This is a genomic window from Solibacillus palustris (assembly GCF_022549215.1).
Classification (GTDB): Bacteria; Bacillota; Bacilli; order Bacillales_A; family Planococcaceae; genus Solibacillus; species Solibacillus daqui.
In genome coordinates, this window is sequence record NZ_JAKZFC010000001.1 from 622132 (window position 1) to 639755 (window position 17624).

At 37.7% G+C, this 17624-nt stretch carries 22 protein-coding genes; 18 read left to right on the forward strand and 4 right to left on the reverse strand.

All coding sequences use genetic code 11. From position 1 onward, the window contains the following. Window positions 1–16 precede the first annotated feature (16 nt). Complete coding sequence (locus tag LZ480_RS02830) at window positions 17–463, forward strand: YlbF family regulator (protein ID WP_241367865.1); 447 nt, start codon at window positions 17–19, stop codon at window positions 461–463. A 48-nt stretch (window positions 464–511) separates the two neighbouring features. On the opposite strand, the gene LZ480_RS02835 is transcribed toward LZ480_RS02830, so the two are convergent. Further along, complete coding sequence (locus LZ480_RS02835; protein WP_241367866.1) at window positions 512–1420, reverse strand: glycerophosphodiester phosphodiesterase family protein; 909 nt, start codon at window positions 1418–1420, stop codon at window positions 512–514. 275 nt (window positions 1421–1695) lie between these two features. On the opposite strand from LZ480_RS02835, the gene LZ480_RS02840 reads away from it, so the two are divergent. Continuing rightward, window positions 1696–1968 (forward strand): YlbG family protein, encoded by a 273-nt coding sequence (locus LZ480_RS02840; protein WP_241367867.1) that lies wholly within the window; start codon window positions 1696–1698, stop codon window positions 1966–1968. Between the two features lie 131 nt (window positions 1969–2099). On the opposite strand, the gene LZ480_RS02845 is transcribed toward LZ480_RS02840, so the two are convergent. Then, window positions 2100–2489 (reverse strand): DUF7147 family protein, encoded by a 390-nt coding sequence (locus LZ480_RS02845; RefSeq protein WP_241367868.1) that lies wholly within the window; start codon window positions 2487–2489, stop codon window positions 2100–2102. A gap of 52 nt (window positions 2490–2541) precedes the next feature. Here LZ480_RS02845 and LZ480_RS02850 point away from each other — a divergent pair, with 52 nt between their 5' ends. From LZ480_RS02850 to coaD, 3 genes are read left to right on the forward strand one after another with little or no spacing between them, the layout of a single operon-like run. Next, on the forward strand, window positions 2542–3963 hold the full coding sequence (locus LZ480_RS02850) for an RNA polymerase II (protein WP_241367869.1): 1422 nt from the start codon (window positions 2542–2544) through the stop codon (window positions 3961–3963). 26 nt (window positions 3964–3989) lie between these two features. Then, window positions 3990–4562, forward strand: a complete 573-nt coding sequence (gene rsmD, locus LZ480_RS02855; protein WP_241367870.1) for a 16S rRNA (guanine(966)-N(2))-methyltransferase RsmD — start codon at window positions 3990–3992, stop codon at window positions 4560–4562. Continuing rightward, window positions 4559–5044: a pantetheine-phosphate adenylyltransferase gene (gene coaD / locus LZ480_RS02860; protein WP_241367871.1), complete on the forward strand. Its 486-nt coding sequence runs from the start codon at window positions 4559–4561 to the stop codon at window positions 5042–5044. Before rsmD ends, coaD begins: the two co-directional genes overlap by 4 nt. Before the next feature lie 49 nt (window positions 5045–5093). Here coaD and LZ480_RS02865 read toward each other — a convergent pair whose 3' ends face one another. Continuing rightward, window positions 5094–5924 carry a hypothetical protein gene (locus tag LZ480_RS02865; RefSeq protein ID WP_241367872.1) on the reverse strand — a complete coding sequence of 277 codons (831 nt, stop codon included), beginning with the start codon at window positions 5922–5924 and terminating at the stop codon, window positions 5094–5096. A 147-nt stretch (window positions 5925–6071) separates the two neighbouring features. Here LZ480_RS02865 and LZ480_RS02870 point away from each other — a divergent pair, with 147 nt between their 5' ends. Further along, on the forward strand, window positions 6072–7121 hold the full coding sequence (locus LZ480_RS02870; protein ID WP_241367873.1) for a SepM family pheromone-processing serine protease: 1050 nt from the start codon (window positions 6072–6074) through the stop codon (window positions 7119–7121). Here the strand turns inward: LZ480_RS02870 and LZ480_RS02875 are convergent. Further along, window positions 7118–8326: a nucleotidyltransferase gene (locus tag LZ480_RS02875; RefSeq protein WP_241367874.1), complete on the reverse strand. Its 1209-nt coding sequence runs from the start codon at window positions 8324–8326 to the stop codon at window positions 7118–7120. The two genes, LZ480_RS02870 and LZ480_RS02875, sit on opposite strands and share 4 nt — an antisense overlap. A 184-nt stretch (window positions 8327–8510) precedes the next feature. Here LZ480_RS02875 and LZ480_RS02880 point away from each other — a divergent pair, with 184 nt between their 5' ends. The 12 genes from LZ480_RS02880 to ftsL all read left to right on the forward strand — a co-directional run bounded on the left by LZ480_RS02880 (window position 8511) and on the right by ftsL (window position 17601). Beyond that, window positions 8511–9044, forward strand: coding sequence for a YceD family protein (locus tag LZ480_RS02880; protein ID WP_241367875.1), 534 nt, complete (start codon window positions 8511–8513; stop codon window positions 9042–9044). A 23-nt stretch (window positions 9045–9067) separates the two neighbouring features. Next, window positions 9068–9241, forward strand: a complete 174-nt coding sequence (gene rpmF, locus LZ480_RS02885) for a 50S ribosomal protein L32 (RefSeq protein WP_008403415.1) — start codon at window positions 9068–9070, stop codon at window positions 9239–9241. A 186-nt stretch (window positions 9242–9427) separates the two neighbouring features. After that, window positions 9428–10192, forward strand: a complete 765-nt coding sequence (locus LZ480_RS02890) for an enoyl-CoA hydratase/isomerase family protein (protein WP_241367876.1) — start codon at window positions 9428–9430, stop codon at window positions 10190–10192. Window positions 10193–10300: 108 nt separating this feature from the next. After that, window positions 10301–10684: a transcriptional regulator gene (locus tag LZ480_RS02895; RefSeq protein WP_241367877.1), complete on the forward strand. Its 384-nt coding sequence runs from the start codon at window positions 10301–10303 to the stop codon at window positions 10682–10684. 119 nt (window positions 10685–10803) lie between these two features. After that, complete coding sequence (locus LZ480_RS02900) at window positions 10804–11016, forward strand: acetyl-CoA carboxylase biotin carboxyl carrier protein subunit (RefSeq protein ID WP_241367878.1); 213 nt, start codon at window positions 10804–10806, stop codon at window positions 11014–11016. 17 nt (window positions 11017–11033) lie between these two features. Further along, window positions 11034–12569: an acyl-CoA carboxylase subunit beta gene (locus tag LZ480_RS02905; protein WP_241367879.1), complete on the forward strand. Its 1536-nt coding sequence runs from the start codon at window positions 11034–11036 to the stop codon at window positions 12567–12569. A gap of 68 nt (window positions 12570–12637) precedes the next feature. Further along, on the forward strand, window positions 12638–13525 hold the full coding sequence (locus LZ480_RS02910) for a ketopantoate reductase family protein (protein ID WP_241367880.1): 888 nt from the start codon (window positions 12638–12640) through the stop codon (window positions 13523–13525). Further along, the gene (locus tag LZ480_RS02915) at window positions 13522–13917 is read left to right on the forward strand and encodes a DUF3397 domain-containing protein (protein WP_241367881.1); all 396 of its coding nucleotides are present in this window, start codon (window positions 13522–13524) and stop codon (window positions 13915–13917) included. Before LZ480_RS02910 ends, LZ480_RS02915 begins: the two co-directional genes overlap by 4 nt. A 104-nt stretch (window positions 13918–14021) precedes the next feature. Next, window positions 14022–15635, forward strand: coding sequence for a bacillithiol biosynthesis cysteine-adding enzyme BshC (bshC, locus tag LZ480_RS02920; RefSeq protein WP_241367882.1), 1614 nt, complete (start codon window positions 14022–14024; stop codon window positions 15633–15635). A gap of 176 nt (window positions 15636–15811) precedes the next feature. Then, entirely contained in the window at window positions 15812–16243 is a 432-nt protein-coding gene (gene mraZ, locus LZ480_RS02925; protein ID WP_241367883.1) for a division/cell wall cluster transcriptional repressor MraZ, read from the forward strand. A 26-nt stretch (window positions 16244–16269) separates the two neighbouring features. After that, entirely contained in the window at window positions 16270–17220 is a 951-nt protein-coding gene (gene rsmH / locus LZ480_RS02930; protein WP_241367884.1) for a 16S rRNA (cytosine(1402)-N(4))-methyltransferase RsmH, read from the forward strand. 3 nt (window positions 17221–17223) lie between these two features. Beyond that, a complete protein-coding gene (gene ftsL, locus LZ480_RS02935; RefSeq protein WP_241367885.1) occupies window positions 17224–17601 on the forward strand; it encodes a cell division protein FtsL in 378 nt (125 codons plus the stop codon). The last annotated feature ends 23 nt before the right edge of the window (window positions 17602–17624 follow it).

The following is a 17624-nucleotide window of genomic DNA, read 5'->3' on the forward strand; positions in this document are numbered from 1 at the left end:
ATTGGAGGAATTAACAATGCTCATGACTTCAGATTGGATAATGATTTTAGATGAGGTCGATGAATTAAGCACGATGATTCTTTCTTCCACACAAGCACAGCGATATCGAGAAGCATACCATGCTGTGTATGAGGATGAAGCATTAAGTGCTCAAATTAAGGCCTTTCAACGTTTAAAAGATCATTATGAGGATGTCCAACGCTTCGGAAAATATCATCCTGATTACAATACAATTATGAAAAAAATTCGAATGGAAAAGCGTGCGCTCGATTTAAACGAGCAAGTAGCTTCACTTAAATTAGCGGAAAATGATTATCAAGACTTATTAGATGAAATTAGTTTTATAATCGGTCGTTCCGTTTCAGAAGCGGTTAAAATTCCTGCGAGCAATCCGTTCTTTGCAAGTGGTTCATCATGTGGCTCTGGCTGCGGTACAGGTGGCGGCTGTTCTTGTTCGGCTTAATGTACTACAAAAAAACCAACATTCGTTTAGGAATGTTGGTTTTTTTATTTAAGCTTCAATGGTTTCATTTATTAAAGCAGCAATATCAGGGCGGTTTGTAATGATACCCATCGCGCCTTGACGAATTAAGCGATTCATCGTCATTAAATCGTCAATATCACTATATAATGTTGGGACATTTAAGTCTGCTAAAAACTTTACAAAGCGCGTCGAGTCATAGTTGAAAACACCTGCTTTTAGCGGTACAACGAATAAATCGACTTTTGGATGATATAAATGACCGAATTGACTTGTAAATGCTGTCATTGCTTTTTTTACATCGCTTTCACCTGCACCTAATGCGATGCGGTTTTGTGCGTATAAATTGAACCGGTCGATTTGTTCGCTATATGGGCTTGTTACGATAATTTGATACTGAATATCTAATTCTTCGATTAAGCGCCATAGTTTTGAAGGCATTAAACTACCTTCATATGTGTCAGGGCTGTCCTGAATAGACACGATAAATAGTTTATTTGGATATATTTCGAATAGTTCACGCAATGTAACAACTGCAACAGCTTCGTCTTCATATGGGCGTGTGCCGTCAATTGCTTCAAAATGATAGCCGATATTAAGTTGCTTCAGTTCTTCTAATGTTAAATCTTTAATGTAACCTGCACCGTTTGCTGTACGATCAACAGTCGCGTCATGGAATGCGATAATTTCTTCGTCTTTTGTTAGACGTACGCTTACAGCAAATCCATCTACACCATGATTGCTCGCTTGTTCGAATGCAAGTGATGAGTGTTCAGGAGCTAAAGCGGAGCCCCCATACTGTGCGATAATAATTGGGCGTTCAAATTGTAATGCTTCTTTAGATTCGCGTTTTTGCGGCTTCGAAATAGCTTTGGATCCTGCCCATGCCGCAGCACTCGCCGCAGCAATTGCTAAAGCAACTTTTGTTTTCTTACCCATTAAATTCGTCCTCCTCTAACCGTACATTTCTATTATTAAGGTTATGAAAAATAGAGTGTGAAAAGTGCTTGAACGCATGGAGTGCATATTATCACTCTACTCGTTCCTATTATAACGGATAACGACGTCTACTGTCTAAACTCTGTTGCTATCAATTTGCACATTTGGTATTCTTTTAATGGATAATGTAGTAAAAATTTTGTTCAAATGAGCAGGGGTTACTGTTTATTTTTGACAATATACGTGGTGGTTTATATGAGAAAAGAGGGATTTATTTGAATGAAAGACAAGGTTTGATTGTTTACGTTCATCAATTAAAGCATGCGAAATCGCTGAGGAAATATGGACATGTTAATTTTATTTCACGGAAACAGAAATATGTAGTGATTTATTGTAACCGTGATGAAATGGAAGCCTTAATGACAAAAATACAACGCCTTCCATTTGTGAAAGACGTTGTAGAGTCATATCGACCATTTCTCAAAACGGAATTTGAAAATGCAAAGCCAGATAAGGCAAAAGAATACGATTATAAAGTTGGACTTTAACTTCTTTTAGCTAGTGTTTAAACATCCGCTGAAAGAAGTTAATCTTCCGGCGGATATCATGAATTCGGTAAGTAGTTCTATGCACGAGCGCAAAACAAATCCCAGACACATATACACCCAGACATAATGATTTAATGCATTGGTGGTATGTAATGGTTTAGTCGTAAAATACCTATTAAGTATTGATAATATTGATTTGTTTCCGAAAAAATAGAGGAGTGCTTAATTTCGAAAATATTTTCTAGCTGACCCGCGTCTTGGATCACTTGTTTAAAAATTTCGATGCGCTTCGAAGGTTTATCTTCGTTAAATGGAATTCCTTCGCGGCAAATATATATTGGCATGAATTTGCTTTCGCCGGCTGGTTTAAATGCTACAGCAAGGGAAGCAACTTGTTGGCCGTTATGATTAGCAGTGAAAATGAACGCGTTATGGAAACGGTTTTCATTTGTTTTAACTAGCTCGCAAAGCTCGTAAATGTCACCATAACCTTGACCAAGTTCGATAAATTGTTGAATCATTATGACACATCCTTTCTTTACAATAATATCATGATGCAGGAGGGGAGAGCACATGAAAATTGCAGTAAGTATTTTTTCCTTTTTAGCAATTTTAATTGGAACTGTACTTTTTATGCAGTTCCAAGTTTATTCGGATGAAGTAGACTCAATCGAAAAGGGCTATCAATACTCGCAAGAAATTGAAATTGTTTATCATGGCGAAAGTTTAGACATTCGCCAGCATTTCAAAAACTTACCTACAGAAGAAATTAGTATCGAGTGGCCGAAAAAAGCGATTAATCCGAATTGTTTTATAGAAAATGAAAATAGCTGTGCGCGTTTAAGTGAAGATTCTTTAACATTTAAACCAGGTGAAACACGTGCACAATCGATTTCTTATGTTATTCCGTTAGAAAAAGGGTTGCAGTCTAGCAAACTGATGAAAGATGTGTTCGCAACATTAAAAAAAGGCAATGTCCAGTTTTCGACGGTACATATTTCTACTCAACCTGAAATTCAAGGGGAGTGGGTGACGGGTTTACCGTTAATTGGTGAGCAAAAACTAACATTAGTAAATTACACAATGTTTAGTGGGCGCGGTGCAGTAAAAGATTTATTCTGGCAGGATGGTGACATTGATTTACACCATCAATCCGATGTGTTATCCATTTATTCGAAAACAGAAATGAAACCGGCTTTTTATGAAAAACTAAAAACGGTAAACTTTTTAAGTGATGATTATTTTGCGGTTATAAATGGAACAAATATGGATAGTTTAGAAGGATATCGAATGTTATTTTTACCGAATCTTACAGTAGAGAAATTACAGCATACAGTCGTAATTTCACAATTAGAAGCAATGTATGAATTCGGCGACAGTCCGAATTGGGTGAAAGAATTAGTTGCCTCTTATTTAACGGGAACTGTATTCGGTAGTGATAAAACAAAAGAAGTTGCAGCTACGATTACAAATCAAATGACCGATGAGCAATTAGATGATTGGTTAGCGCGTTTACAAGCGTTAGAAGGTCGAAAAATGAATACGAAAGTTTTGGACGAGCAATTGTCAGAAGTGCTAGGTGCGTCAACTAAATACATAACGATGAGTGCGACAACAGAAGGCTCTTATCCATTTTTATTTAATGACCCACGTGAAATTTATGTCAACTTGCATAAGCAAGAAGCCATTCAAGTGGTATTAAAAGATGGGGAAATATTATATTCCGCGGATTCTTTATTAAATGAGTTAGGATATGATGTGAAAACGGGTGAAAACGGGTATTATGTAACGAGTGAAACACGTGCGTTCCGATTCCCACATGACCCAGGCTTCTATGTATTCAACCAGCGTCGTTATAATACGGTATCAATGCCGATTAAAAAAGTTGCGGGGCAGTATTTCATTGAAGAAGCGTGGTTACAACGTCTATTTTTAGTCGAGTTAACAAAATCGGAAAATCGTATTACGATTACAGCACCTGGTGAGCAACAATAGACGATTTTAGAAAGATTGGTGAAAACATGCGCGTAGTTGCAGGTGATCGAAAAGGAATGCCATTAAAGGCCGTTACGGGTAGTACAACTCGACCAACAACCGATAAAGTAAAGGAATCAATATTTAATATAATTGGGCCGTTTTTTGACGGTGGTACGGTAGTTGATTTATTTGCTGGAAGTGGTGGGCTAGGAATTGAAACATTAAGCCGTGGGGCAGCGCATGCTTTATTTATAGAAAAAGATAGTCGCGCATTCCAAGTGTTGCAAGAAAATATTAAAAAATGTCGTTATGAGGACTCTTCGGAATTATTCCGAGTTGATGCAACACGTGCGGTAAAGGCATTAATAAAGCGTGATATTGTTATTGACTATTTATTTGTCGATCCACCATATCACAAAAAAGAGTATTATGATTTAGTTGAGACGCTTGTAGAAAGCGGGAAATTATCTGAGCAGGCGATTATTATGTGTGAGCATTCGACAGAAGTAACGCTGCCAGAAAATTATGGTGTGTACCGTCTTGTTAGACAAGAAACATATGGAAGTACAATTATTTCGATTTATCGTTACCAAGAGGAAGAGGGAGCAATCGAATGACGGAAAAAATAGCTGTAGTACCAGGAAGTTTTGACCCGGTTACAAAAGGGCATCTGGATATTATTCGACGTGCAGCAGATGTGTTTGATGTAGTCTTTGTCGCAGTATTAAACAACTCTTCAAAACAGCCACTATTTTCGATAGAAGAACGTACAGAGTTAATCAAAGAGGTAACGAAAGATTTACCGAATATCCATATTGAAACATCTTCGGGTCTCTTAATTGATTATGCTCGTGAAAAAAATGCAAAGGCGATTGTACGTGGGTTACGTGCTGTTTCAGACTTTGAATATGAAATGCAAATTACCTCGATGAACCGTGTTTTAGATGAAAATATCGAAACATTTTTCATCATGACAAAAAATCAATATTCGTTTTTAAGTTCAAGCATCGTAAAGGAAGTCGCCAAATATGGCGGCAATGTTAGCGAGCTTGTACCCGCATGCGTTGAACAAGCGTTAAAACAAAAATTTCATAACTAATAAAAAGCTTTTGTGTCAGAGGAATTCCCCTTAGTACACAAAAGCTTTTTTACATGAAGAATAAGAAAAAGAGCAGTGGGATACATAGGATGTAAATCGCACGTAATATAAAATAAGGACGCATTGGAATTTGTGCTGTACGCGCGATAACTACTACTTGTAGATGGATGCTAAAGCTTTGGGTAGTAAGAAGTACAACTATAAAAAATATAAGCCAATCCCCGTACAAATGTTGTTGTAGCATAGCTAGTCCATTTGTCATTTCAAGTATGCCAGCTGTAAATACTTTGAATACTGTAGGAAGGGTAGTGAAGGATTCAATACTATGAATGACAACGTGATAAATTGTGGTGAAAAAAATTAACGTTATTGCCACTGTAAGAATTGTCGGTGCACTATCACGTATGCTATTTGAAAAAGGCGTTGTTTCTTTGAAATGGGCTACTTCTTGAACCCCTTCCTTTGCCACAAGGCGTAAAACAACTAGTAACAAGCAGAGTGAAAAGCTATGTATTAACAGTAAATATTGCCAGCTAAACGTAGTAGATTGCAGTAAGTCCTGTCCAACAAAACCAAATAGAAATAACGGACTAGGGCTATGACAAATCCCAAGCATTAAAGCCGCTTGACGTTTTGTAAATACTTGTTGTTTTGTGAGCTGTGTAATCGTTGCAGCACCTGTAGGAAATCCACCAATCGCGCTAATAAAGTAGGTTTGTAAAAAGGTGAAATAGGAAGCTTTAGAGGAAGTAGTGGTGATGCGAATGAGCCAGCTCGTTAAAATTAAATACGGCAATAAATATGGGAAAAGCGCCTCCATAAAAAGTGTAAACCCTAAATCTACTCCTTCATGCGTAACATCAGGAAATTGTAACATCAAAAAAATTAGTACTAAGCATAAAAGGATCTTCCAAATAGTTCGTCATCCTTTACAAAGTTTTGTCATTCATTCGTTCAAATGCTACACTAATTGTATGCACAGGTAATTTAAATTAGTCTTTCACTGATTTTGGAGGCGTTCGAAAAAATGAACAATAAAGCGAAAATTTCATTAGGAATCTTTTTTATTTTTTTAATAGTGATATCATTTTATCGCTTGGATTATTATATTACAAAACCTGGTGGTACGTATGATGTGAGCGATTTCCTATCCGTTCAAAATGGTGATGTGGACGATGAGGGTGCACTTTACATGACAACCGTTGCAATGGGACGTGCAACCATTCTCACGTATGCAATGGCGAGTGTTATGGACTTTTATGACATTGTAAAAATTAAGGATGTACGTCAAGAGGAAGAAGATGACGAGGAATATAATGTGCGCCAATTAAAATACATGACGGATTCACAGTTTAGTGCAACGTATGTTGCGTTTAAACACGCAGGATTAGACTATCAAGTGACGTATAAAGGGCTCTACGTACTCAATGTGTTAGCAAAAGGTGCGGCAGATGGGTATTTAAAGCCGGGCGATGAAATTGTTGAAGCAGATGGTAAGCGCATTGATAGTTTAGAAACGTTCCGTGAAATTATTACCCCAAAAACAAATGGTGACCAAATTCGTCTTGTGGTGAAGCGTAATGAAAAACTGATTGATGTAACTTTAGATATTAAAGAAATTCCAGGTTCGGATGGCCGTTATGGGATAGGTGTAACCTATTCAGAAAGTAAATCGATCAAAACCGACCCGAAAGTGAACGTGAAAACGGAAGATATTGGTGGTCCTTCAGCTGGCCTAATGTTTACCTTAGAGCTGTTAAATCAGTTGATTGACGAAGATATTACAAAGGGCTATAACGTGGCAGGTACTGGTGAAATGTTTGAAGATGGTACAGTAGGTCGCATTGGTGGGATTGAGAAAAAGATTGTATCTGCAGATAAAAAAGGAGTCGATATTTTCTTTGCGCCTGATGATGAAATAACAGAAGCGATGCTTGAGTATGACCCAAACATCGAATCTAATTATGAAACTGCGAAGAAAACAGGCGAAAAAATTAAGGCCAACATGAAAATAGTGCCGGTGAAAACGATTGATGATGCACTGGACTATTTGGAAAAATTACAACCCAAAAATTAAAAACGGATAGGCGGAGATTTATAATCTTCGTCTATTTTTATATTCGAAAATTGTGCGACACCTTGTTGGTACATTTGTGTCGCGTGTAAATCAATTGCTAAAACGGGATCACTAACAGCAGCTACACGACTAATAAGTGGTAACGTAAGAGATTTTTTTATGCTTGAAATATAGGCTTGCCCTTGCTTTGTCATTCCTAAAATTCGGATATAACTTGGTGTTTTCGTTTGATGTAATTGCTCTTTTGTAACCCCTGTAAAAATATGTGTCAACATACGTTGTAGACGTGTCCATGTATAACGCTTTGACTTTAAGCTATTCATAAATTCAGCGTAGCTGTCGCTTGTAGCTGCATGTTTAATGAGTGAATTTTCAAGACCTTCTGCAACATCGGCATATTGCTTTAATTGCTGTGGTGTATGGCGAATAATCGCATATTTTAAAAGTGGCCAAAAGCTTTCCCAGCTAGCAAATTGCCCATGGGTGTGCTGCCAAATTTGAAGTTGCTCTATACTTACATGAGGTAAAAATTGTGACACTTCAGTTAAGTTTTGTCCGCCAAATAATGCTTGTCGAATACCCGTAGCACTAGCGATTTGGCTTGAAGTATCAATTGCATCATAATAGCCTGCAGCAATGCGCTGAATCGTAGCAGGTTGCATTATGCAATGGAGCTGCTTAATTGCTTCTACATAGTGATAGCCTAAAATATTGTTTGGCTGAGCTAAATCAATGTATGCATCTGGATAATGCTGAGTAAGCTGTTCGTAGGCAATAAACAAGGCTTGTGGATAGCTTTTACCTTGTTGGACATGTTCTTTAATAATGCTGTTATACAGGTCACGATTGCTTTCAATGACCTCATACGTATTAATGAAAGGAGTGATTGTTCCTTGTTCACTTCCGAAAGCAAGATGTTTGCAATGCATGGCCTCTAGCAGTTGAATTGAGCCTGATGCAAATAACGTGGCTTGCGCGGTACTAAAAATGTATGGAAGCTCAATGACGATGTCAACACCGCTCTGTAATGCCATTTTTGTACGATGCCATTTATCAACAAGTGCAGGTTCTCCCCGCTGTAAAAATTGCCCGCTCATCACCGCTACTGCAACATCGGAATTTGTTGTGCGTTTTGCTTCGGTTACATGATGTAAGTGACCGTTGTGAAAAGGATTATATTCTACGACAATACCAACAGCTTGCATAAATTTCCTCCTTACGATAAAATATTTTTTTATTGGGTAAATGATATTTTGGTGAATGTTTTGTTTCAATATGATAGAATATAACTTGATTATAAGCACGTTTTTAAAGAGTGACAAGAAATTATCTTGACATCTTTTTTTGTACACTATATAATCAACAGTGTTGTCTCGAGGTGATAAACGAATGAAATGGTCAATTCATCAATTATCGAAGTTTCGAAAAGACGGTATGCCACTTGATGCTAATGTCGAGTTGAATAGCGTAAAAGTTCGTAATTTAGATATTCGCAACGTTTCACCCGTTCATGTAAAAGGGCTATGTACTTTTGGTGCATCGCAAATGACTTGTCAATTAACGATTAGCGCTACATTGACGCTTCCATGTGCCCGCACGTGGGAAGATGTTGAATATCCTGTGGAAATCGAGACAGTTGAAGTTTTCAGCTGGATTGATCCAGAAAACCGCGGGGATGTTGATGGTGATATCCATTATGTTGATGGAGAAGTGATTGACATGAAGCCAGTACTTGAAGAATTGATTCTTCTTGAAGTACCAATGCAAGTATTCAAAGAGAATACCGAAGGACAAGTGCAAGGCGGTAAAGACTGGTCCTATTCAACGGATGAAGATGTAGAAAAAGCTAAAGAGGTTGACGAACCAAAACTGGATCCAAGACTGGCTGATTTAGCTAAGTATTTTGATCAAACAGATGAATAACTATCTGTAAGGAGGTGCCAATAATGGCTGTACCATTTAGAAGAACTTCTAAAACTGCAAAAAGAAAGCGTCGTACGCATTTCAAATTATCTGTACCTGGTATGGTAGCTTGCCCAAACTGTGGTGAAGCTAAATTATCACACCGCGTGTGCAAAGCTTGCGGACAATACAAAGGTAAAGAAGTAGTAGCAAAATAATTCAGTATTTTGCTCATGCAAGACTAGTTAAGAGGCCATGGCTCTTAACTAGTCTTTTTTCTATTTCCCTCTCTTTTACACAAATTATTGTAAAATCATTTTTGCTCGCGTACTATTAATATTGTTAGAAAATTTCATTATTTTATATTAAGGCAAATAATTTGAAGGCGATACGGGGGATGGAAAATGGATTACTTAATTCAAAATGACAATGGGATTTTAACCTTTACAATTAATCGTGAGGAAAAGCGTAATGCGATTAACTATGCAGTAATGGATGGCTTAAAAGAAGTGATTACATACATAAAAGAACATGACGACGTGCGCTTTTTAGTCATTACTGGAGCAGGAGAAAAATCATTTTGCTCGGGTGGAGACTTATTAGAGTTTCATAATTTAGAAACGGAGGATCAGGCGTTTGGTATGTTGAGTAAAATGGCAGACATTTTATATGAAGTAGCAACATTACCTGTGCCGACAATTGCATTAATTAATGGAACGGCTGTCGGTGGTGGCTGTGAGATTGCGACAGCTTGTGATTTCCGTTTAATGGCCTCGCATGCGAAGGCGGGCTTTATTCAAGGTTCTCTTGCGATTACATCTGGCTGGGGTGGCGGTACGTATTTATTTGAGCGTGGAATACGTCATGACCGTGCATTAAAAATGCTAGTAGATGCAAAACCATATAATTCACAAACATTGCACGAAATTGGTTGGGCAATGCGTGTTTATATTGAAGGGACAAAAGAACAAGCACTAGCTGATTTTATTGAGCATATGGCAAAAATTCATCCATCTGTGCATCAAGCATATAAAGAAATCGAACTTCGTAAATGGCGTGAACGTAATATGTATGAGCGTGTGATGGAGGAAGTTCGTTTGTGCGCGAAACTTTGGGAATCTGATGCACACCATGAAGCAGTGCAAAATTTCTTGAATAAGAAAAAATAATGAGTATACGGTTGCGACGAAACTATTTTTGTCGTAACTTTTTTTATTTTAAAGTCTATTTCGATGTCACGGGCATATAGTAGTAAAAAATATGAGGTGGTGCATGGAGTGGAACAAAAAAGACGTAAAGATCAATGGACGGTTGCGGATGATGAAAAGCTAGCGGAAATTGTCATTCATAGTGTACAAAATGGTCGCACACAACTAGAGGCATTTGAGCAAGCTGCCCAAGCGTTAAATCGTACGAAGCAGGCGTGTGGGTTTAGGTGGAATAAAACACTGCGTACGCAATATGGACAAGTGCTAAATAGTGTAAGGAAACGACCGAAGCAACTCATGCGGAGTCATTTGAAATTGGCATTAACGAGTTTTGAAGAATTGACAGAGGCGTACAATGAATTAGAAATGAAATATTCAGAGCTACAATCAGACTATGATAAAATGCAAAAATGGCTGCAACAAGGCTTCGTCCATATAAAAGAAAAGGCCTAAAAGTAGAAATAATGATATTATACGAGAAAATAATTGTAATTAAATTTACAGCTAGCTTACAATAGATGTAGCAATACTGCGTAATATTACGTAAATATCTTTCTAAGGGGGCAATTTTTATGACACAAGTAAAAGCACAAATGGCAGGTACCGTTTATGAGGTGAGTGTAAAAGAGGGAGATAGCGTTACGAAGGGGCAAACATTAATTATTTTAGAATCAATGAAAATGGAAATTGCACATGAGGCTGAAAATGATGGCACAATTGAAAAAGTGAACGTTGCTGAAGGGGATTTTGTAGAAGAAAATGATGTATTAGTAGAATTAGCCTAAGTGACGGGGGAATAGACATGCAAGCAAACTATAACGAGCACTTACAGAAAAAAATCGAAACAATTTATTCGGGTGGCGCTCAAAAATATCATGAAAAGCTAAAAGAAACTAATAAATTATTTGTACGTGATCGTTTGGAGCTGTTATTTGATAATGGCATATATGAAGAGGATGCACGTTTTGCAAACTGTGAAGCAGATGATTTACCAGCAGATGGTGTCGTGACAGCTATTGGACAAATCGATGGGCAAACAGTGTGTGTCATGGCTAATGATTCAACGATTAAAGCGGGTTCATGGGGGTCACGTACTGTTGAAAAAATCATTCGTATACAAGAAACGGCCGAAAAATTACAAGTACCAATGCTGTATTTAGTAGACTCTGCAGGTGCGCGTATTACAGATCAATTAGAGATGTTTCCTGGACGTCGGGGAGCGGGGCGCATTTTTCATAACCAAGTTCGAATGAGTGGGGCGATTCCGCAAATTTGTATTTTATTTGGTCCGTCTGCTGCTGGTGGTGCGTATATCCCCGCCTTTTGTGATATCGTAATCATGGTGGAAGGCAATGCGTCGATGTATTTGGGCTCTCCTCGAATGGCGGAAAAAGTGATTGGGGAAAAGGTGTCGCTTGAAGAAATGGGCGGTGCACGTATGCATTGTACGGTAAGTGGCTGTGGGGATGTACTTGTAGAAACAGAGGAGCAGGCAATCCATGAAGCCCGTCGATACATTGGATATTTTCCGGCTAACTTCTCTGAATTTCCGCCGTTAGAACAACCGAAAGCACCGATTGCGGGACGCACATTAGAAGAAATTGTCCCAGAAAATCAAAATGCACCATTTGATATGTATGAAGCGATTGATCAGATAATTGATGAGGCTAGTTTTTTCGAAATTAAGAAGCTATTTGCATCTGAGTTAATTACAGGACTAGCGCGCATTGATGGTCAAGTTGTAGGAATTATTGCAAACCAGCCTAAAGTAAAAGGTGGCGTGTTGTTTGTCGATTCGGCAGACAAGGCAGCCAAGTTCATTACGCTATGTGATGCGTTTTCAATTCCGCTATTATTTTTAGCTGACGTGCCGGGTTTTATGATTGGCACAAAAGTAGAAAAAGCGGGTATTATTCGTCATGGAGCTAAATTTATTTCCGCGATGAGTTCGGCTACCGTGGTGAAAATTTCGGTCATTGTGCGTAAAGCATATGGAGCCGGGCTATATGCGATGTGTGGTCCAGCATTTGATCCGGATGTGGTCATTGCATTACCAACTGCTCAAATTGCTGTAATGGGTCCTGAGGCGGCTGTGAATGCAGTGTATTCAAAAAAAATTGAAGTGATTGAAGACCCTAAAGAGCGCATGCAGTTTGTGAAGCGAAAAATCGAAGAGTACAAAGAAGAAATCGATTTATACAAACTAGCATCAGAAATGGTCATTGATGATATCGTCGCTCCAAACGATCTACGCAACGTATTAATTCAGCGCTTTGGTTACTATAATTCCAAGCAAATGGTGTTACCATATCGAAAACATCCTGTGTATCCAGTATAATAATGTTAGCTGAAGGTCTGTCTTGAAGGCAGACCTTTTTAATTCGAAATAAATATGAGGTATAATAAATGCGTATCGAAATTATTGGAGCAGGTTCAGTAGGATTATTAATTGCAAGTTATTTAATAGAGCAGCAAACAGATGTGACTTTAGTGAAGCGCCAACAATACCAAAAAGAGCAAAGCATCGCACGCACAAATATTGATGGCAACATAACAAGCGATTTACATGTGTCAATAGCGTCTCGCCCTTCAAGTAAAGCTGATTTAATTATTGTGGCTGTTAAATATGGACAATTACAAGCTGTTTATCCAATGTTAGCGGATATTCCAGTGAATATCCCGATATTATTTGTCCAAAATGGATTGGCTCATTTTGAAGAGGCATTACAGTTACCGCAACAACAAATCGCGTTTAGCTCTATTCAATTTGGTGCACAAAAAATCGAGGAATTCCATGTTGCACATAAAGGAATAGGTGTGATGAAAGTTGCAGTAGCACGTGGAGATTTGACATCATTTACTTTTTTTAAAAAGTTTTCCAAAATGAATTTTCCAATCGATTTTGAGCAAGATGCAGAATTAATGCTTTTAGAAAAGGCATTGTTAAATTGCTTTATTAACCCGTTAACTGCTATTTTGCAATTAAAAAATGGACAATTAATAACCGAAAACAATCCTTTTCAATTGCTAAAAAATTTATATAATGAAGTAATGACGGTATTTCCACAATATGAAAAAATCATTCAATTTGGGCAAGTTGTAGCGCTATGTGAAAAGACAGCTGCAAATACCTCATCTATGTTGGGAGATCGCTTGGCAGGTAGAAAAACTGAAATTGATACAATCGTAGCGCCGATTTTGAAAAAGGCAGCCCTGCAAAATCAAACGATGCCGATGTTACAAACGGTATACTTACTTGTCAAAGCCTTTGAAGAGAGCGGTGAGAAAATGTGATCTTATTTCTTCAGTTCATGTTAGCGACCATTATTGTTTTTCCGATAATCGCTTTTTTGATTATGCTAATAGTTTGCCGGAAACTGAAATTTAATAAGCGTAAAGCGATAGGATTAGCAGCGGATGTGACGACATTGATTTTGTTATTTTCAGTCCCAATTGCTATTCGTAGCCTATGGGAGCTGTCGATTTGGATTCCGATGCTTGTCGTTTTGCTTGTTGTTGCAATAATCTTTACATATATGGATTGGCGAACAAAAAAAGAAATCGAAGTAAGGCCGTTATTAAAGAAGATTTGGCGTGTAGATTTTTTACTGCTAAGTTTGGCTTATTTCACAGTTTGGCTTGTTGGTATTACTCATTCCGTAATGATTTTTATGATGATTGAATAAGAGTATATTCTTTTGTTATGCCGAAATACTAGATACAATAGAACAGCAAGTTGAAAAGTGAAGGACTATTAGAACCGCGTAGAGTGAAGTAGAGGAGAATTTTCATGGAACTGGAACAAATCCAACCCCCAGTCAGCAATAAACTATTAGTAGACTATTGGTCAAATGATGCTGAAATTCATGCATTTTTTGATCATGTATATAATGATGAAGCATTTATCGCGCGTGCGGATTATTTACAACAACGAAATTATCGTACGGCAGAACTAGCACAAATTATTCGTGGATATATGGCGCCGTTTGGTATTTCACAACAAACTGAATCGCATTTACAGCAGCTAGAGCAAGGAGCGCTTGTTGTTGTTGGTGGTCAACAAACAGGGCTACTTACAGGCCCTTTATATTCTGTACATAAAGCGATTTCGGTTATATTATTAGCGAAAGAAAAACGTGTACAGCTAAATATAAATGTAGTGCCTATGTTCTGGATTGCGGGTGAAGACCACGATATCGAAGAAATAAATCATACGTATACAATCGTGGATGCACAAACAAAAAAGCGTGGCTATAGTGAGCGCTCAAAATATAAAACAATGGCCTCAACAACCGTTTTAAATCAAGAAGCATTAACACAATTCATTAAAACAACATTTAAAGATTTCGGTGAGACGGAATATACAGAGAGCTTATTAGCAAGTGTGTTAGCGCATGCTCAAAAAAGTACAACGTTTACGGATTTCTTTAGTCGCTTGATGAATGACTTATTTAAAAACCATGGATTACTTATGCTGGATGCTACTTATGCACCGTTCCGTGACTATGAAAAAGCGTATTTTGGAGCGTTAATCGAAAAAAATGAGGATATCGCATATGGGGTTGTCGCACAAGAGCAAAAACTAGCTGAAGTAGGATACAATAAACCAATTGAAGCGACGGAAAACAATGCAAACTTATTTTATGTAAAAGATGGCGAGCGCTTTTTATTAGAGCGTAAGGATACCCACTTTAGAAATGTATTAGCGCATGTGAACTTTACAAAACAAGAGTTATTGCAGCTTGCAAACGAAACACCACAAGCGTTAAGTAATAATGTTGTGACACGTCCATTGATGCAGGAAATGACCATTCCGGTGTTAGCCTTTGTTGGTGGACCGGGGGAGTTAGCGTACTGGGCCACATTGAAACCTGCATTCCATACATTAGATTTGCAAATGCCGATTTTTGCGCCACGTATCAATATTACGTTTGTTACACGCCAAGTGCAGGCATTGTTAAAGCAAAAAAATATGACTGTCGCAGATGTGTTAGATAGTAAAATTGACACGAAATTAGCTGACTTTATTGAAACGATTCGTGACGATGAATCTCGACAGTTTATCGAATCGATGCAACAGCAATTACAAGTGCAGTACGAGCAATTCCAACAACAATTTCAACAGCGCTATCAATTGAACGACTTACTTGAAAAAAATATGAATTATCATCTACGTCAGTTCCAATACTTGCAAGCAAAAATTGAACAGCAAAATATTGAACAGCATGGTGTAGCAATTCGCCAATATAATACACTGCAGGCGCAATTGTACCCAAATAAGGGGTATCAAGAACGTGTATATAGCCCATATGTATACCTAAATGAATATGGGGAGGCATTAATTGATGAGTTACTATCATTACAGATGAGTATTTCAGATCATCATAAAATTGTATATCTATAAAGGGTAAGAGTTATCTCATAGAGGGGTAACTCTTTTTTTATATCTTTTGACACCGAACTAATGTACTGGAATGAGTGCATTTTCGTGATTTCTTTTTATTGGTAGTGGATTACATGAAATAAGTGGTGGAAAGTGGGGGCATGTGGTACATTATTTAGTAAAGTGGGGTGAGTAGCATGTTCATGGGTGAATATCAACATTCAATCGATGCAAAAGGCCGTATGATTGTACCAGCAAAATTTCGTGAATTACTTGGCGAAACATTTGTACTGACACGCGGATTGGATCATTGTATTCTTGGATACCCTATGGATGAATGGCGAAAACTCGAACAAAAATTAAAAGATTTACCGATGACGAAAAAAGATGCCCGTGCATTTGCCCGCTTTTTCTTTTCTGGGGCAAGCGAGGTAGAACTCGACAAGCAAGGTCGAATTAACATTCCTTCTACCCTAATAAACCATGCTAATCTTGAAAAAGAGTGCATCATATTAGGAGTATCAAGTAAAATAGAGATTTGGGCAAAAGACGCTTGGGATTCATATTTGGATGAATCATCGGAGTCATTTAATGATATTGCAGAAAATTTAATTGGATTTGATTTTTAAGTTTAAGTTTAAGAGGTGCTTTAATAATGTTCGATCATACAACCGTATTATTGAAAGAAACTGTTGATGGATTGAACATCAACCCGGATGGTATTTATGTAGACTGTACTTTAGGTGGTGCAGGTCATAGTGAATATCTAGTAAAGCAATTGTCAAAAAAAGGTCGTTTGATTTGTTTTGACCAAGATACAATTGCAATTGAAAATGCAAAAGTAAGATTAGCGGATTATTTAGATCGTGTGACATTCGTACATTCAAATTTTCGTTACTTAAAAGAAGAACTATACAACTTGAATATTCATCAAGTAGATGGAATTTTATATGATTTAGGTGTTTCATCTCCACAGCTAGATACACCAGAGCGTGGCTTTAGTTATCATCACGATGCACCACTTGATATGCGAATGGATCAAACTGCAGAATTAACAGCTTATCATGTTGTAAACGATTGGTCTTATGAGGATTTGGTACGTATTTTTTTCCGTTATGGGGAAGAAAAATTTTCAAAACAAGTTGCACGTAAAATTGAACAAGCCCGCGAAATTGCACCAGTAGAAACAACGGGGCAGCTAGTAGAGCTCATTAAAGATGGTATTCCAGCTCCTGCGCGTCGTAAAGGTGGACATCCCGCAAAACGAATTTTCCAAGCAATCCGAATCGCTGTAAATGATGAGCTAGGCGCAGCTGAAGATTCGTTAGTAGATGCAATCGACTTATTAAAGATCGGCGGTCGCATTAGTGTGATTACATTCCATTCTTTAGAAGACCGATTAACAAAAACGCTCTTTAAAGAGGCTTCATCACTTCCAGATTTACCACCTGGATTACCGGTAATTCCAGACCATATGAAACCGGTACTTAAATTAGTAACGAGAAAGCCGATTTTACCATCAGATGAGGAGTTAGCTGCGAATAATCGTTCGCGTTCAGCAAAATTACGTGTCGCTGAAAAAATTAACGATAAAGGGCGTGGGTAAGTAATGGCCGTAAGAGTCCGCCAAACATATATTCAACAACAGCCTGAAATACTTGAACAAGAACAAAGGCAAATGCAGCAAGCCGTAAAGAAAAAGCCACAAGTGAAGTTTTTTACGGCAGGTGAAAAGTTTTTATTCATTATCTTTGCAGTGGTCGTAGCATCTTTCGCAATTTCCATATTACATATACAAGGTGAAATTCAAGCTGTAAGTATGGAAATCCAATCGATTGAACGAGAAATAATAGAAGTTAATAATAATAATGTTGATTTAAAAGTACGAGTTAGTGAGCTATCAACTCATGAGCGTATTTGGGAAAAAGCGAAAGAACTCGGTTTAACACTAAATGAAAAAAATGTGAAGGTAGTGCCGGGGGAATGAAAAAGAGAAAATTTCGTTACCAG

Coding starts and splice junctions, on each gene's coding strand:
- LZ480_RS02830 (WP_241367865.1), top strand. CDS start 17: ATGCTCATGACTTCAGATTGGATAATGATTTTAGATGAGGTCGATGAA.
- LZ480_RS02835 (WP_241367866.1), bottom strand. CDS start 1,420: ATGGGTAAGAAAACAAAAGTTGCTTTAGCAATTGCTGCGGCGAGTGCT.
- LZ480_RS02845 (WP_241367868.1), bottom strand. CDS start 2,489: ATGATTCAACAATTTATCGAACTTGGTCAAGGTTATGGTGACATTTAC.
- LZ480_RS02850 (WP_241367869.1), top strand. CDS start 2,542: ATGAAAATTGCAGTAAGTATTTTTTCCTTTTTAGCAATTTTAATTGGA.
- rsmD (WP_241367870.1), top strand. CDS start 3,990: ATGCGCGTAGTTGCAGGTGATCGAAAAGGAATGCCATTAAAGGCCGTT.
- coaD (WP_241367871.1), top strand. CDS start 4,559: ATGACGGAAAAAATAGCTGTAGTACCAGGAAGTTTTGACCCGGTTACA.
- LZ480_RS02870 (WP_241367873.1), top strand. CDS start 6,072: ATGAACAATAAAGCGAAAATTTCATTAGGAATCTTTTTTATTTTTTTA.
- LZ480_RS02875 (WP_241367874.1), bottom strand. CDS start 8,326: ATGCAAGCTGTTGGTATTGTCGTAGAATATAATCCTTTTCACAACGGT.
- LZ480_RS02880 (WP_241367875.1), top strand. CDS start 8,511: ATGAAATGGTCAATTCATCAATTATCGAAGTTTCGAAAAGACGGTATG.
- rpmF (WP_008403415.1), top strand. CDS start 9,068: ATGGCTGTACCATTTAGAAGAACTTCTAAAACTGCAAAAAGAAAGCGT.
- LZ480_RS02890 (WP_241367876.1), top strand. CDS start 9,428: ATGGATTACTTAATTCAAAATGACAATGGGATTTTAACCTTTACAATT.
- LZ480_RS02900 (WP_241367878.1), top strand. CDS start 10,804: ATGACACAAGTAAAAGCACAAATGGCAGGTACCGTTTATGAGGTGAGT.
- LZ480_RS02905 (WP_241367879.1), top strand. CDS start 11,034: ATGCAAGCAAACTATAACGAGCACTTACAGAAAAAAATCGAAACAATT.
- LZ480_RS02910 (WP_241367880.1), top strand. CDS start 12,638: ATGCGTATCGAAATTATTGGAGCAGGTTCAGTAGGATTATTAATTGCA.
- bshC (WP_241367882.1), top strand. CDS start 14,022: ATGGAACTGGAACAAATCCAACCCCCAGTCAGCAATAAACTATTAGTA.
- mraZ (WP_241367883.1), top strand. CDS start 15,812: ATGTTCATGGGTGAATATCAACATTCAATCGATGCAAAAGGCCGTATG.
- rsmH (WP_241367884.1), top strand. CDS start 16,270: ATGTTCGATCATACAACCGTATTATTGAAAGAAACTGTTGATGGATTG.
- ftsL (WP_241367885.1), top strand. CDS start 17,224: ATGGCCGTAAGAGTCCGCCAAACATATATTCAACAACAGCCTGAAATA.